We start from the raw sequence: 14,917 nt of genomic DNA, 5'->3' as shown, positions 1-14,917 counted from the left end.
GGAGGAAGGAAAACGATGAGTCAAATGATCTCGCGCAATATTCGAGCGAAAAAAGGTTTGCAGCTGGAATGCAAGGGATGGGAGCAAGAAGCAGTGCTTCGCATGCTGTATAATAATTTGGATCCGGAGGTGGCAGAGAAGCCGGAAGATCTCATTGTATACGGAGGAATTGGGAAAGCAGCGCGAAATTGGGAGGCGTTTGACGCGATTGTGAAAGCGTTAAGAGAGCTAGAAAAGGATGAAACGCTTTTAATTCAATCAGGAAAGCCTGTTGGTGTTTTTAAAACGCATGAGCGTGCCCCGCGAGTACTGCTGTCGAATTCCGTGCTTGTGCCAAAATGGGCGAATTGGGAACATTTTAATGAGTTAGATAAAAAAGGACTCATCATGTATGGACAAATGACCGCGGGAAGCTGGATTTACATCGGCACGCAAGGAATTTTACAAGGCACGTACGAAACATTTGCCGCAGTGGCGAAAAAGCATTTCGGCGGCACATTAAAAGGAACGTTGACGCTGACAGCCGGACTTGGCGGCATGGGCGGGGCTCAGCCTTTGGCTGTGACGATGAATGGCGGTGTCGTGATTGCAGTGGAGGTGGATCCTCAACGCATTCAAAAACGATTGGATACTAAATATTGTGATCGAATGACGGCCTCGCTTGATGAGGCGCTGCTTTGGGCGTATGAAGCAAAGGAAAAAGGAGAACCACTTTCCATTGGATTAATCGGCAATGCGGCGGAAGTGCATCATGAGCTGTTAAAGCGTGGAGTGAAGGTGGATATTGTGACAGATCAAACTTCGGCACATGATCCGTTGAATGGCTATGTTCCGACTGGCCTGTCATTAGACGAAGCGCGCGAGTTGCGAAAAAATGATCCAGAAGAATATGTCCACCGTTCGAAACAAAGCATGGCGAAACATGTTGAAGCGATGCTTGAGTTTCAAGCACGCGGTGCCATTGTGTTTGATTATGGAAATAATATCCGCCAAGTGGCCAAAGACGAGGGAGTCGAAAAGGCTTTTGCGTTTCCGGGCTTTGTTCCAGCTTATATTCGTCCGCTGTTTTGCGAAGGAAAAGGCCCGTTCCGTTGGGCAGCGTTATCTGGTGATCCGGCCGATATTTATCGTACAGATGAACTCATTAAAGAGCTGTTCCCGGAAAATGAGTCGCTTATCCGCTGGATTGACATGGCGCAAAAGAGAGTGGCGTTTCAAGGGCTTCCAGCGCGCATTTGCTGGTTAGGATACGGAGAGCGTGTCAAGATGGGGCTTGCGATAAATGAGCTTGTGCGCAAAGGGGAGCTGAAAGCTCCGATTGTCATTGGTCGCGATCATTTAGACTGCGGGTCTGTCGCCTCGCCAAACCGCGAAACGGAGGCGATGAAGGACGGAAGCGATGCCGTAGGCGATTGGGCAGTACTTAACGCTTTAATCAATACGGCTGCGGGAGGTTCATGGATTTCCTTCCACCATGGGGGTGGAGTGGGGATGGGATATTCTCTCCATGCCGGTATGGTCGTCGTCGCAGATGGCACTGATTTGGCTAAAGAACGTCTTGAACGGGTCTTGACGACTGATCCGGGGATGGGGATTATCCGTCATGCCGATGCTGGGTACGAACGAGCTATTGAAATGGCAAAGGAACAGCAGATTCGAATCCCAATGCTTAAGGAGGAAAATGAATGACAGCCAGACAACTATTGGATACTCTGATTACCAATATCGGACAGCTGTTAACAATGGAAGGGAAGGGGCCAGCAAAGGGGGAACAGATGAAAAAGCTCTCGGTTTTAAACCATGCAGCCGTGGGCATTAAAGATGGAAAAATCGCCTTTGTCGGCAGTGCGAAACAGGCGGAACAGCTGCAAGCAGAGCGGGTCATAGATGCAGATGGAAGACTGGTAACTCCAGGGCTTGTAGATCCGCACACTCATTTAGTATTTGGCGGATCACGCGAACAGGAAATGACCCTAAAGCAGCAAGGTGTCCCTTATTTAGAAATTTTGAAAAGAGGAGGGGGAATTTTATCGACGGTAGCGGCGACAAGAAACGCAAGCGAAGAAGAGCTTGTTCAAAAAGCAAAGCTTCATCTTGACCGAATGCTTTCCTATGGTATGACTACAGTTGAAGCGAAAAGCGGGTACGGGCTGGATCGGCAGACAGAACTTAAGCAGCTTCGTGTTGTGAAGCGATTGAAGGAAGAGCATCCGATTGATCTGGTCTCTACCTTTCTTGGAGCTCATGCCATTCCTCCTGAATATCAGCACGACCCTGAACAATTTTTGGCGGAGATGCTTGAATTGCTCGATGTCGTGAAAGCGGAACAGCTTGCTGAGTTTGTCGATATTTTTTGTGAAACAGGTGTTTTTACGGTAGAGCAGTCCCGCGCCTTTTTGCAGGCTGCCCAGGCAAAAGGATTTGCTGTGAAAATTCACGCGGATGAAATTGATCCCCTTGGCGGCACGGAATTAGCAGTTGAATTGGGAGCCGCAAGCGGTGACCACTTAGTGGGAGCATCAGAAGCTGGAATTCGGAAATTGGCTCAGTCAAACACCATTGCTGTCCTCCTGCCAGGGACGTCCTTTTATTTAGGAAAGGAAGCTTATGCGAAAGCGCGGTCGATGATTGATGCAGGGGCGGCGGTCGCTCTTTCAACCGATTTTAATCCGGGAAGCTCGCCGACAGAAAATTTGCAGCTCATTATGTCGATTGCGGCATTGAAGCTGAAAATGACGCCGGAGGAAATTTGGCACGCAGTAACGGTAAACGCGGCTTATGCGATTCATCGCGGGGAAGAAGCAGGGAGGATTGCAATTGGAAGAAAAGCGGATCTGGTTATTTGGGATGCGCCAAATTACGCGTATGTGCCGTACCATTATGGAGTCAATCACGTTCATATGGTATTGAAAGCAGGAAGGGTAGTGGCAGAAAGAAGCAGGGGTGATGTGATAGCAACAACCTACGCCGATTGATAACAAACGGATGAACTTCCTCCTACTTATATTCCGTTAAAAGGTGGCTAAACGATTATGTTTGAATTTTCTTAAATAAGTGAGGAAAAATCGAAACCAAAAACGACAAGCGTTCGTAAGTAAGCTTGTCGTTTTATTTTTTCTTTGTTTATGGAATGGGCATGTTCTGGAGGAGAAATCGTGCCAACCTTCTCTTGAAAACAGCTGAATGGCTTCTGGGCTTGCCGGTGCTGATCGAGAGAAAATGAAAATATGAATGTGCGGTTTTCATCATATGACAGACACATGCAGAAAAAACAGTAAGCATGATAAACTTAGGAATAGAGAGAAGGAGGATATAGTACAGAAAGGTTGCCCAGATAGATGGTTTCGTATAAGATGAGAGGGAAGGTATATTAGTTTTTTAAAAGGAGAACTTTATATGGATGCCATATGGTCTTATGATGCGTGGATAGCACTAATCAAAATTATTGCTATTGATATTATTTTGTCTGGCGATAATGCGATTGTGATCGCAATGGCGACAAGGAAGCTTCCGAAAGAGCAGCAAAATAAGGCAATTTTTTGGGGAACAGGCGGAGCGGTTATTTTGCGGATCTTGTTTGCCGCCATCATTGTCTTTTTGCTGAAAATCCCATTCGTACATTTAGCTGGCGGACTTTTATTGCTTTGGATTGCGTATAAAGTGTTGGTTGAGCATGAAGAGACAGCGAATATTCAATCATCTGATCGTCTTTTAAAAGCCATTTGGACGATTATCGTAGCAGATGCAGTAATGAGCTTAGATAATGTGGTCGCTGTGGCGGGGGCATCGGAAGGGCACGTTGGTATGATTGCATTTGGCGTAGCTATCAGCATTCCGATTATGATTTTTGGCTCGAAGGCGATCGTGGCCATTATGGAAAAACATGTGTGGATTACGTATATTGGGTCCGGCATTTTAGCTTGGACAGGAGGAAAAATGATGATGGAGGATGAGGGGTTTACAAGTTTCCTCCATTTGCCAAAAGGTCCGCTTTCTTATGCGATTGCTGCGGGTTTGACGATTTTTGTACTGGCCCTCGCTTATCTGACAAATAAAAAGGCGGAAGCGCAAAGAGAAAAAGGCAGAATGATATAAAAGGATTGTTAGCATATCCGTCGGGGTCTTCTACCTCTCAACGGAGTCTATTGGGGAGTTATATGATGTGGCTTCTTAGCAATCGATTCATAGGTCTGAAAGCGGCGCTGCTTGTACTTTTGCTATATGAATAAATGATCCAAGGCTGTGGATTTGTTCTGATCTATTATAAAATCTTCAGGCTGAAACATGATATCTTGCTTAAAAGAAAAATGACCGAACAGCTTGCTTAATGGACGAAAGCTTAGTCTTTAGTGAAGCTGTTCGGTTCTTTATTTTTGTTGGTTTGTCTCTGTACTAGAGTCCCATTTGAGCCTTAGCCGTCTGTTACGACCACATAAGCAGCTTTCACAGGGCCGTGGACCCCCACTACTAAGTTCATCTCAATGTCGGCTGAATTGCTTGGACCGGTAATGAAATTGATACATGATGCGACTTCTTTTCCCGCTTTGACTTGCTGATGGATATAAAAAGCGGCTTGCGTCATTCGGGGCACGATGGTGCTTTTCGGAATGAGGCAAATATAGTTTTGTGGTAAGAAGCTGACAGTGCGTCCTTTTCCGCGATCGCTGAATAAGACAACGGTCCCCGATTCTGCCAATGTGATATCGCTAAAAGTGATCCCGATATTCGCCTGCTCGGCCTCTGTGATATTGGCCGTTCCAAGAGACGGATCCCATATATGAACGTGAATGCCGCTGTTTCGCCAATGATGGTCCAAAAGATGGGATAATCCATATTCCGCAAAACGCGGGTCATTCCATGTCACGACAGGACCACCCCCATAACGGGATACGACTTTTTGCAAGGTAAGAGGAAGCTGTTCTTTGTTTGTCTCAAATACATCGGTATGGATGGCTGCACACTGCGTCTTCAATACTTCTAGCAAATCGTCCTCACTATACCCTTGAAATACAGTCCATTGCGGCTGATGCTGCCACTGAGGAGCCTGTACGTTTGTCGCGTACATTTTTCGTCCAAGCCGCTCGGCAACTTGATTTAAAAACGCTTCTCGGCGATGGATACGTCCTCTTTTCATGGCTGATCCCCTGCTTTCTTTCGATGATGAAACCAATCGCGAAACCTTTCTTTTTCGGGCGCTGGGAATTCGCGAATCGCTGTCCACGTTTTTAACGGTCCGGGCCCTTTTGAAATGCGTTCATTGGTTGTAAATGGATTCAAGACGCTTGGTGCCATTTTCGAGCCCAGTTTGTAAAATGTCGTTGATGCTGCACCTAAGCCAAATGCTTTCATGGCTAATTTTTCTGAAATAGGGGCTCTTCCTTCTTGTTCCACGATGACTTGCCGATGCTTATGCAGCAGTTCGTGAAGCGGTATTTTGACAGGACATGCTTCCGTACAGGCTGCACATAATGTTGAAGCGTACGGCAGTTCTTTATAATCATCATAGCCTCCAAGCAGTGGGGAAAGGACGGCACCGATCGGCCCGGAATAAATGGATCCATATGAATGACCGCCAATATGACGGTACACCGGGCAAACATTGACACAGGCCGCGCAGCGAATGCATTGCAGCACGGGTTGAAATTCTGTCCCTAAAATATTGGATCGGCCATTATCGACAATGACAAGGTGAAACTCTTCTGGGCCGTCTACCTCTTCAAGATGGCGAGGGCCGGTTAGTACCGTAATATAGCTTGTTAATTTTTGCCCGACAGCGCTGCGTGTGAGTAAGCTTACAAGCACTTCCATTTCTGCGAAAGTCGGCACAATTCGTTCCATGCCCATAACGGTAATCTGTGTTTTAGGAAGGGCTGTTACTAAATCGGCATTTCCTTCATTTGTAACAAGCGTGATCGAACCGGACTCGGCAATGGCGAAATTGCAGCCGGTAATGCCGATATCGGCGCTTAAATACTCCCGGCGCAGTGTTTGGCGGGCATGAAGGGCCAGTTCTTCTGGCTTTTCGGTTTTGTCATAGGCCAGCTTCTGGCGAAAAACATCGCGAATTTGTTCTTTATTTTTATGCAAGGCGGGTGCGACAATGTGGGAAGGGGGATCATGGTCATCCATTTGCAAAATGTATTCTCCGAGATCCGTTTCAATGACTTCGCAGCCCGCTTTTTCCAGCACAGCATTCAGATGGATCTCTTCTGTAACCATCGATTTGGATTTGACAATTTTTTTGGCTTGCTTTTCCATGGCGACGTCAAGAATGTATTGTGAAGCTTCTTCGGCAGTTTGGGCGAAAAAAACGTGGCCTCCGCGCTTGGCAACGTTTTCACTTAATTGAAACAAGTAAAAATCAAGATTGGCTAGTGTATGTTGGCGAATTTCTTCCCCGAGCGCCCGCCATTCTTCCCAATTGCCGAGCTCCGCAGCGGCCTTTAGCCGTCTGGCATGCAATCGTTCTTGGGCTCCAGCGACAGCGCCGCGCATAAATGAATTATCAATTCCTGATTTTACGCGTGCATGAAATGGCTCTTCTCCGATTTTCATCGACATATTTTTTCCCTCCCTCATTCATGACTATTAAGTACTTCTGCAATATGCATCACTTGGATTGGCTTCTGCGCTCGTTCGATGCGCCCCTTTATATTCATTAAACAGCCGCAGTCCGCAGCGATTAAATAATCCGCTTCTGTTTCTTCAATATGCTGGATTTTTTCATCCACCATTTGCTCAGAGATGTCCCCCATTTTGACGGAAAACGTACCGCCAAAGCCACAACAGGTATGGGCATTCGGAAGTGGAACCATTTCCAAGCCTTCCACATGTTTTAATAGCTTAAAAGGGGCTTCTTTCACACCAAGCAACCGCGTCATATGGCATGACGTATGATAGGTTGCTTTTCCTTGAAGCTTAGCCCCGACATTTTCTACTTTTAACACCTCCACAAGAAATTGAGTCAATTCGTATGTTTTGGCTGCGAGAGTTTTTGCCTTTGCTTCCCATTCCCTGTCTCCGCGGAAAATTTGCGGATATTCTTTAAACATGGTGGCACATGAGCCAGAGGGAGCAACAATATATTCTGCATGCTCGAATGTACGAATCATATGCTTCATCGCTTCTTTTGCTTCTTTGACGTACCCGCTATTGTAGGCGGGCTGTCCACAGCAGGTTTGGGCGTCCGGGAACTCGACTTCGCATCCTAATCGTTCCAGCAGCTCGACGGTTGATTTGCCGACATTGGTATGAAATAAATCTACTAAACAAGTAATAAACAGCGTGACTTTCATCGTGCGCTTCCCTCCTTGGTATTAAATGATGGAGTTTCTCGGTATGGAAGTGTATCTTGAATTGAAAGAAAACATAATCGTGGGCATGGGATCATCGATGTTTACGGGAAAATCAATGATTTCAATCGGTTAGCCACCGAAAAAAGATCCCTTTTGTTTTGCTGCACATATGGAAGCAAGATAAACAGGTCATCAGATGACTATATGAATAATTATATAACAATTTTGAAAAAAATAAAGCGCCATCTTTCTTTAGTTGGCGCTATGAGGAGAAATATATTTTTTTAGTACTTGCTCTACGTTTGATAGATGCTCTAGCATGCGAGCTTGTGCAGCATTGACATCTTGGCGCTGAATCGCTTCAAAAATATTCATATGCTCTTCAAGCAGCTGTTCGCTTGTTGCTTGTTTAGAAAAAAGCCAAATTCGTCTTGTTTCTCGCATGGTTTCTATCATCATTTCTGATATATTGTTCATCAGACTAACCAAAATGGGATTTTGTGATGCTGCTGCAATAGCAATATGGAAGAGGAAATCAGCTTTTTCCCCAATTTTTTCATTGCCGATTCCTTGCCGCATTTGTTCGAGTGCCTCCTCCATCGCTTTCAAGTCCCTTTCTGTTCGCTTCCGGGCAGCTACGCCGGCAGCGCCCACCTCTAATAGTTTGCGGACCTCCAATAAATAGGCGATATCTTCCTTTTTCATAAGAGCGGCAATGGAAATAGGAAAAGAAAGCATCGTCGGATCAAATTCACGGATGTAGGTTCCTTCTCCTTGCTTTAGTTCAATTAAGCCCATGGCTTTTAAAGCGGTTAGTGCTTCGCGAATCGCTGCACGCCCCACTTGAAAATTCTCTGCTAGCTGCTGAACAGAATCGAGCTTGTCTCCGGGCTTCAACACCCCGCTTTTAATCATATCAAAAATGGTTTCCGCTACTTCTTCGTAAATTTTTTTCGGTTTAATTTGTTTATATTCCAAAAATAGTCACCTCATACTGAGAAGTGTAACAGCTTGTCACATAATTTATATTATACAAAAATTTTCGCGAAGAATCAGCGAAAGAAATTTCACAAAATTTCATAATTTCATATTGAGTTTTTTCTAAAGAGAGCATATAATTTTTGTCAGTATAAACACATGGTCATCAGATGACCTAATTATCATCTTTTTCAGGGGAGATATTAAATTGGGAGGGGATTTGCTATGCAGTGGAAGCAAGATTTTACACCGATTGCTGATAATTTAGCCTTATCGGCCGTTGTGGCTCTTGTGCCGATTCTTTATTTTTTTTGGGCGCTGGCGATTAAAAGAATGAAAGGATATGTAGCAGGCGTTACGACTTTGATCGTTTCATTGGTCATAGCTGTAATCGCTTACAGGGTGCCTGTGTCAATTGCTGCCATGTCCGCCACACAGGGGGCTGTTTACGGTCTTTTGCCCATCGGATGGATTATTATCACTTCGGTATTTTTGTATAAATTAACAGTAAAAACAGGAAAGTTCGATATTATTCGCAATTCGGTATTGTCTATTACAGAAGATAGACGGTTGCAAGCGCTGCTTATCGCATTTTCATTTGGAGCCTTTTTAGAAGGGGCGGCCGGATTTGGAGCGCCGGTGGCGATTTCTGCTGCTTTGCTCGTAGGACTTGGATTTCATCCATTATATGCGGCCGGCATTTGTTTAATTGCTAATACAGCCCCTGTCGCTTTTGGGGCCATCGGTATTCCTATTACTGCGTTAGAAGGGCCGACAGGCATTCCGGCAATGGAAATTTCAAAAATGGTGGGTCGGCAACTTCCATTTTTATCCTTCTTTATTCCGTTTTACCTTGTACTCATTATGGCTGGATGGAGAAAAACGCTCGAAGTGCTGCCGCCGATTTTGATATCAGGAATTTCGTTTGCCGTTACTCAATATGTTAGCTCAAACTTCTTGGGGCCGGAATTGCCAGATATTTTATCAGCGTTAGTGTCGCTTGTTGCTTTGACGGTTTTTTTGAGATTTTGGAAACCGAAAACCATTTATCGTTTTGATTCGGAGTTGGAAGCGGCAGCGACCATTCAAGCACAAAAGCGCTATACAAGCGGTGAAGTATTCAAAGCATGGTCCCCGTTTTTAGTATTAACCTTGTTTATTTCGATCTGGGGAATTCCACAGATGAAGGCAGCGCTCACGGGGCATTATGAAGGAACAAATGTGATGTTGAAAGCGCTTAATACAATAGGGCATTATTTGACATGGATGCCGGAGGTTCCCGGATTAAGCAATAAAATTATTGATGCCAATGGTCAGCCGATTGCAGCTGTCTATAAACTAGAACTGCTAGGAGCAGCAGGAACAGCCATCTTCTTAGCGGCTATTGTGACCAAATTTATTGTCCGCATTTCTTGGAAGCAATGGGCCGAGACTTTTGCCGAGACGTTGCAAGAATTAAAGTTTCCGATTATTACGATCACAGCCGTAGTTGGTTTCGCCTATGTGACCAATGCGTCTGGAATGAGTACGACATTGGGAATGGCGATGGCTAAAACAGGTTCACTGTTCTCCTTCTTTTCTCCGTTTCTCGGATGGTTAGGGGTGTTTATCACAGGCTCAGATACATCATCTAATTTACTTTTTGGGAATTTACAGAAGATTACCGCTGCTTCGATCGGAATGGATCCTGTGCTTGCACTGGCAGCTAACTCATCAGGAGGTGTGACAGGGAAAATGATTTCACCGCAGTCGATTGCGGTTGCCTGTGCTGCGGTAGGTTTAGCCGGCAAAGAATCCGATTTATTCCGCTTTACAGTCAAGCATAGCATCTTTTTCATTATTTTAATTGGGATTATGACATTTTTACAGTCCACTATTTTGTCATGGATGATTCCATAGTGCTTGCTGAAAAAAGGAAGCCAGCACAGGTGGAGACCACCTTCTCTGTGAAAAGGCTCCTTTTTTCTTAAGTTATATAGAACGGGGCTTCCCTTTCATTTTTCTATATTTAGCGGTGCGAATTCTATCAATTCCATTGACTTGCCTTCGATTGTCTAAAGGCTCGTTGCCTTAGTTTATCAAGTCATAAACAAGCATTGAAGTCGACTAAAAAATGATGAAAGCCATGGCTTCTTCTTATAGATAAGAAGGCGATGCCAAAATCGGCATCATGCGCTCTATCTTCAAGTTGCCTGTATATCACGTTTTTAGAGAGGGTGAGAATCATTGATTTCTGAAGCAGCTAAACAATTATTTATTCAAATCGTTGGCCGGGAAAACTATGACGATTCAAAAGCGGGGAGACTTGTTTATTCCTATGATGCCACTCCGCAATTTCAAGCGATTCCTGAGGCGGTGATGGCGCCACGAAATACGAAGGAAGTTTCCGAGATTGTGAAAGTTTGCGCCGAGTACCGCATTCCGATTGTTCCACGCGGTTCCGGTACGAATCTGTGTGCCGGAACATGTCCGATAGAAGGTGGAATTGTCCTGCTTTTTAAGCATATGAATCGCATTCTTGAAATTGATGAAGACAACTTAACAGCAACGGTTCAACCGGGGGTGATTACGCTCGATTTGATTAAATCAGTAGAAGAAAAAGGGGTGTTTTATCCACCTGATCCAAGCTCGATGAAAATTTCAACGATTGGAGGAAATATTAATGAAAATTCCGGTGGTCTGCGCGGGCTGAAATATGGAGTCACTCGTGATTATGTCCTTGGGCTTGAGGCGGTGTTGGCCAATGGAGACGTTATTCGCACAGGAGGAAAATTGGCCAAAGATGTGGCTGGTTATGATTTAACAAGATTATTGGTTGGATCGGAAGGAACGCTTGGAATTATCACAGAGGCTACGCTGAAGCTTGTGCCGATGCCGGAGGCAAAGAAAACGATGCTAGCTCTTTATCAAGATTTAGAGGCGGCTGCCCGATCTGTGTCCAAAATTATTGCAAGCAAAATCATCCCTGCGACATTGGAATTTTTAGATCAGCCAACGCTTAGAGTTGTAGAAGATTATGCACAAATTGGCTTGCCGACAGATGTAAAGGCCGTTCTTCTTATCGAGCAAGACGGTGCACGTGAAGTGGTGGAAAGAGAGATGCGGCAAATAGAAAGAATTTGTAAAGAGGAACAGGCGGTGTCTGTACAATTGGCCCGTTCTGAACAAGAAGCCGATGCTTTGCGCACAGCGCGGCGTTCGGCATTATCCGCCCTTGCTCGCCTACGGCCGACAACGATTTTGGAGGATGCCACTGTACCGCGTTCAGAGATAGCAAAAATGGTAACAGCCATCAATGAAATTGCCGAGAAATATCGCGTCATGATTTGTACATTTGGGCATGCCGGCGATGGCAATTTGCATCCAACATGTCCGACGGATGCACGTGATGATGAAGAGATGGAGCGAGTGGAAGCAGCGTTTGCCGAAATTTTTGCCAAGGCGATTGAGCTTGGGGGTACGATTACCGGGGAACATGGAGTGGGAGCCATGAAGGCGCCATATTTAGAATGGAAGCTTGGCAAGGAAGGGGTAGAGGTGATGCAAGCGATCAAGCGTGCGCTTGATCCCTACAATATTATGAATCCAGGAAAAGTGTTTGCGAAAAGTACGAGGAAACGTGTGGTGGTAACAAAATGACTTCATCAAAAAAACAAAAAGCGATCCAAGATCAGTTTCGTGAACGGATGAACGAAGATGAGCTTATGAACTGTATGCGTTGCGGTTTTTGCTTGCCGTCATGTCCCACGTATATAGAATCGGGATCACAGGAGCTGCATTCGCCAAGAGGACGCATTGCCATCATGAAGGCGGTAGTCGATGGTTTGATTGAACCGGATGAGGACGTTGAACGTACACTGAATATGTGTTTGGGATGCCGAGCTTGTGAGCCGGTTTGTCCTTCAGGCGTCCGTTATGGACATTTATTGGAAGAAGCGCGCGATATTATTCAGCAAAATAAAAAACATTCATGGCCTGTTCGCGTGCTGCGTAAGCTGGTGTTTAAAGAATTGTTTCCTTATCCTAATCGTGTGCGCGTAGCAACAGCCTCCCTTGGATTTTATCAGCGCTCAGGACTGCAAACGTTTTTACAGAGAACGAGATTGTCTCATGTTTTGCCTGCCCATTTAAGGGAAATGGAAAAGGTTTTGCCAAGTGCTCCAACGCTAAAAAAAATGAAAAAGCGGCCAAAGCATTTGCCGGCACAAGGAGAGGCGAAACGAAGAGTCGCTTTTTTCTCCGGTTGCTTAATGGATACGCTGTTTATCGAAACGAATGATGCAACGATGAAGCTATTGCAACTAGCTGGATGTGAAATTGTCATTCCATCTTTGCAAACATGCTGCGGCGCTTTGCATGGACACAGCGGAGAAAAAGAGCAGGCTAAATGGTTAGCCAAGCGAAACATTGAGGCGTTTGAGCAATGTCAGGCAGATGCCGTTATTACAAATGCAGGCGGTTGTGGAGCGTTTTTAATGGAGTATGATCATTTGTTGAAAGATGATCCTGATTGGGTTGACCGCGCTAAAGCTTTTGTGGAGAAAGTTCGTGACATTTCTGCTATTTTAATAGAATTAGGGTTTCAGCATAAAGGACTGAAGCTGCCGCCGAAAATTGTTACTTATCAGGATTCGTGCCATTTGCGAAATGTCATGAGAACATCATCTGCGCCGCGGCAACTGCTTCAATCGATTGCTGGTGTAGAATTTCGCGAAATGAGAGAGTCTGATCGCTGCTGCGGTTCTGCAGGGATCTACAATATTGTTGAACCGGAAATGGCCATGCAAATTTTAGATCATAAAATGGTGTATGCAGAACAAACGGGAGCGACTACCATTGTGACGGCTAATCCTGGCTGTTTGCTGCAAATGAAACTAGGAATTGAGAGGAAAGGGCTGGGAGAAAAAGTTCGTGCTGTGCATATTGTGGAAGTATTATTTGAAGCGGTTAAGGAAAGCGGCTTGTTTGAAGAAAGTAAAGACGGGTAAGCAGGATAAAAATTTTAGGGGATCTACGTATAAGTGACTTGCTAGCTGGACATAATAGGGGTGTAGAGTTTTCCAAGTATTCCCCCGATCCCCTGTGAATATATAAAAGTCCCTTCATTTTTATGGAGGGACCTTTTTTTGAGTTATGCTACTCTTTTAGCGCCGATAAATTTTGGTTTCCAGTAAGAGTTATTTAAACGATCGATTTTTACACCGCTTGATGTAGCATGAATGATGGAGTTGTTGCCAATGTAAATCGCAACGTGGGAAGCACCTTTTTTATATGTACTGAAAAATACGAGATCACCAGGCTTTAATTTTGATGTATGTACGCTTGTTCCTTTTTGGTACATAGATGCTGCGGATCGCGGTAATGTTTTACCGACCTTTTTATATGTATAGTAGACAAAGCCGGAACAATCAAAGCCTTTTGGAGTTGTACCGCCGAATTTGTAAGGAGTGCCGATCATTTTTTTTGCTTCTGTGACGACTTTTTGTGTATTTACAGCCGCTTCCGCTTTGAAAGCGTTACCAAAAAGAGAACTAAATACAATCATGAATGATAGTAGAGTGACTGTAAACGTTCTATTCATTTTCCTTAAACCTCCGACAACGAGTTTCCGTTTCTTTCTCACAGGTTTCAGTATAGCAAAAATATTGTCGAAATGTTGTTACATTTAAATTAAATAATATTACAGACAAATTACAAAATTTGATGACGAAGATTTAAGACCTGGTACTATATATAAAGCTTTATGTGACTACACTTTCAGCGTTTGCGCTTTGTTTATGCGAGGAACAGAAAGCGTTCGGCTTCATGTCTTCACATTCGCCGATCAATCGGCTGCTTTTGTTTACCGATAGAGCGTATTTAAAGGATATACATATATAACTAGAGAATGTCAGAAAATGTCGAAAAAATAGGAAGGATGAAGGGAGAAACCTCTATATTTTCCATTTATAATAATAAATAAAAGTGCATGGTGAGCGTTTATGCTATCGAAAATGAGTGAATATATGTTATTTACTGTTGGCATTTTAATCGTGATTTTATTCGGACAGCAACAAATGAATCGATTGATTCATAGAAAGCTCAAGGTGTCTATTTTTTATATAGCGCAACGATCGACAATGCTTTTTTATGTTTTTGTTTTTTTACTGCTAGCCACTGGCATTTGGTATGTGAACGGGCTTGAACATCAGGAACGCCAAAAATATGAACGAAATTTGTCACGTTTGGCGGCAAGTTTCGCCGCTGAACTCTCGCAAATGAATCACCAGCAGGTAACAGACACAACCAATGCAAATGATAAAACCTACCTCGGTCTTTTGCGTACGTTGAATCGCTGGCAGCATGATCATCCCAATATACGCCAAATTTATACATTAAAACAACGAGCAGATGGTCAGAATTATGTCATGCTTTCCGTCAAAGCAGATGATGGAAAGCATGATGGACAACAGGTTCAGGATTTGCCGAGCGGGGCGGCCTATCAGGCGCATATGTCAGAGCTGGCGCAAGCATTTCAAGGAAAGATCAGCATTAAAAATGAGCATTCCTGTAATGAGGAAAAATGAGATTTGAAACAAAAAAAGTCCCCTTGGTATGATACAGGGTGTCAAGGCCTTGACCCCTAACTAATAAACCAAGGAGGA

Annotated in this window: 12 protein-coding genes; 7 read left to right on the top strand and 5 right to left on the bottom strand. The window is 44.4% G+C overall.

The window, feature by feature from the left end; all coding sequences use genetic code 11:
- Window positions 1–24: 24 nt before the first annotated feature.
- From hutU to GFC28_RS10455, 3 genes are all read left to right on the top strand, one after another.
- Entirely contained in the window at window positions 25–1,689 is a 1,665-nt protein-coding gene (hutU, locus tag GFC28_RS10465; RefSeq protein ID WP_172798688.1) for a urocanate hydratase, read from the top strand.
- Complete coding sequence (gene hutI, locus GFC28_RS10460; RefSeq protein WP_044743880.1) at window positions 1,686–2,975, top strand: imidazolonepropionase; 1,290 nt, start codon at window positions 1,686–1,688, stop codon at window positions 2,973–2,975. Before hutU ends, hutI begins: the two co-directional genes overlap by 4 nt.
- Before the next feature lie 421 nt (window positions 2,976–3,396).
- A complete protein-coding gene (locus tag GFC28_RS10455; RefSeq protein WP_044743879.1) occupies window positions 3,397–4,095 on the top strand; it encodes a TerC family protein in 699 nt (232 codons plus the stop codon).
- 316 nt (window positions 4,096–4,411) lie between these two features.
- On the opposite strand, the gene GFC28_RS10450 is transcribed toward GFC28_RS10455, so the two are convergent.
- From GFC28_RS10450 to GFC28_RS10435, 4 genes are all read right to left on the bottom strand, one after another.
- Window positions 4,412–5,134 carry a LutC/YkgG family protein gene (locus GFC28_RS10450; RefSeq protein WP_044743878.1) on the bottom strand — a complete coding sequence of 241 codons (723 nt, stop codon included), beginning with the start codon at window positions 5,132–5,134 and terminating at the stop codon, window positions 4,412–4,414.
- Window positions 5,131–6,561 (bottom strand): LutB/LldF family L-lactate oxidation iron-sulfur protein, encoded by a 1,431-nt coding sequence (locus GFC28_RS10445; protein WP_044743877.1) that lies wholly within the window; start codon window positions 6,559–6,561, stop codon window positions 5,131–5,133. Before GFC28_RS10445 ends, GFC28_RS10450 begins: the two co-directional genes overlap by 4 nt.
- A gap of 14 nt (window positions 6,562–6,575) precedes the next feature.
- A complete protein-coding gene (locus tag GFC28_RS10440) occupies window positions 6,576–7,295 on the bottom strand; it encodes a (Fe-S)-binding protein (protein WP_044743876.1) in 720 nt (239 codons plus the stop codon).
- 252 nt (window positions 7,296–7,547) lie between these two features.
- Complete coding sequence (locus GFC28_RS10435) at window positions 7,548–8,273, bottom strand: FadR/GntR family transcriptional regulator (RefSeq protein ID WP_044743875.1); 726 nt, start codon at window positions 8,271–8,273, stop codon at window positions 7,548–7,550.
- Between the two features lie 225 nt (window positions 8,274–8,498).
- Here GFC28_RS10435 and GFC28_RS10430 point away from each other — a divergent pair, with 225 nt between their 5' ends.
- From GFC28_RS10430 to GFC28_RS10420, 3 genes are all read left to right on the top strand, one after another.
- Window positions 8,499–10,172: an L-lactate permease gene (locus GFC28_RS10430; RefSeq protein WP_044743874.1), complete on the top strand. Its 1,674-nt coding sequence runs from the start codon at window positions 8,499–8,501 to the stop codon at window positions 10,170–10,172.
- A gap of 327 nt (window positions 10,173–10,499) precedes the next feature.
- A complete protein-coding gene (glcD, locus tag GFC28_RS10425) occupies window positions 10,500–11,912 on the top strand; it encodes a glycolate oxidase subunit GlcD (protein WP_044743873.1) in 1,413 nt (470 codons plus the stop codon).
- Window positions 11,909–13,261 carry a (Fe-S)-binding protein gene (locus GFC28_RS10420; RefSeq protein WP_044743872.1) on the top strand — a complete coding sequence of 451 codons (1,353 nt, stop codon included), beginning with the start codon at window positions 11,909–11,911 and terminating at the stop codon, window positions 13,259–13,261. The genes glcD and GFC28_RS10420 overlap by 4 nt, the downstream gene beginning before the upstream one ends.
- 143 nt (window positions 13,262–13,404) lie before the next feature.
- On the opposite strand, the gene GFC28_RS10415 is transcribed toward GFC28_RS10420, so the two are convergent.
- Window positions 13,405–13,854 (bottom strand): C40 family peptidase, encoded by a 450-nt coding sequence (locus tag GFC28_RS10415; RefSeq protein WP_044743871.1) that lies wholly within the window; start codon window positions 13,852–13,854, stop codon window positions 13,405–13,407.
- 400 nt (window positions 13,855–14,254) lie between these two features.
- Here GFC28_RS10415 and GFC28_RS10410 point away from each other — a divergent pair, with 400 nt between their 5' ends.
- Window positions 14,255–14,839 carry a hypothetical protein gene (locus tag GFC28_RS10410; protein WP_066401580.1) on the top strand — a complete coding sequence of 195 codons (585 nt, stop codon included), beginning with the start codon at window positions 14,255–14,257 and terminating at the stop codon, window positions 14,837–14,839.
- Window positions 14,840–14,917: the final 78 nt, after the last annotated feature.

Source organism: Anoxybacillus sp. B2M1 (assembly GCF_001634265.1).
Classification (GTDB): Bacteria; Bacillota; Bacilli; order Bacillales; family Anoxybacillaceae; genus Anoxybacteroides; species Anoxybacteroides rupiense.
Note: the sequence above shows the minus strand (reverse complement) of the source record. Positions and strands in the feature narration are given on the sequence as shown.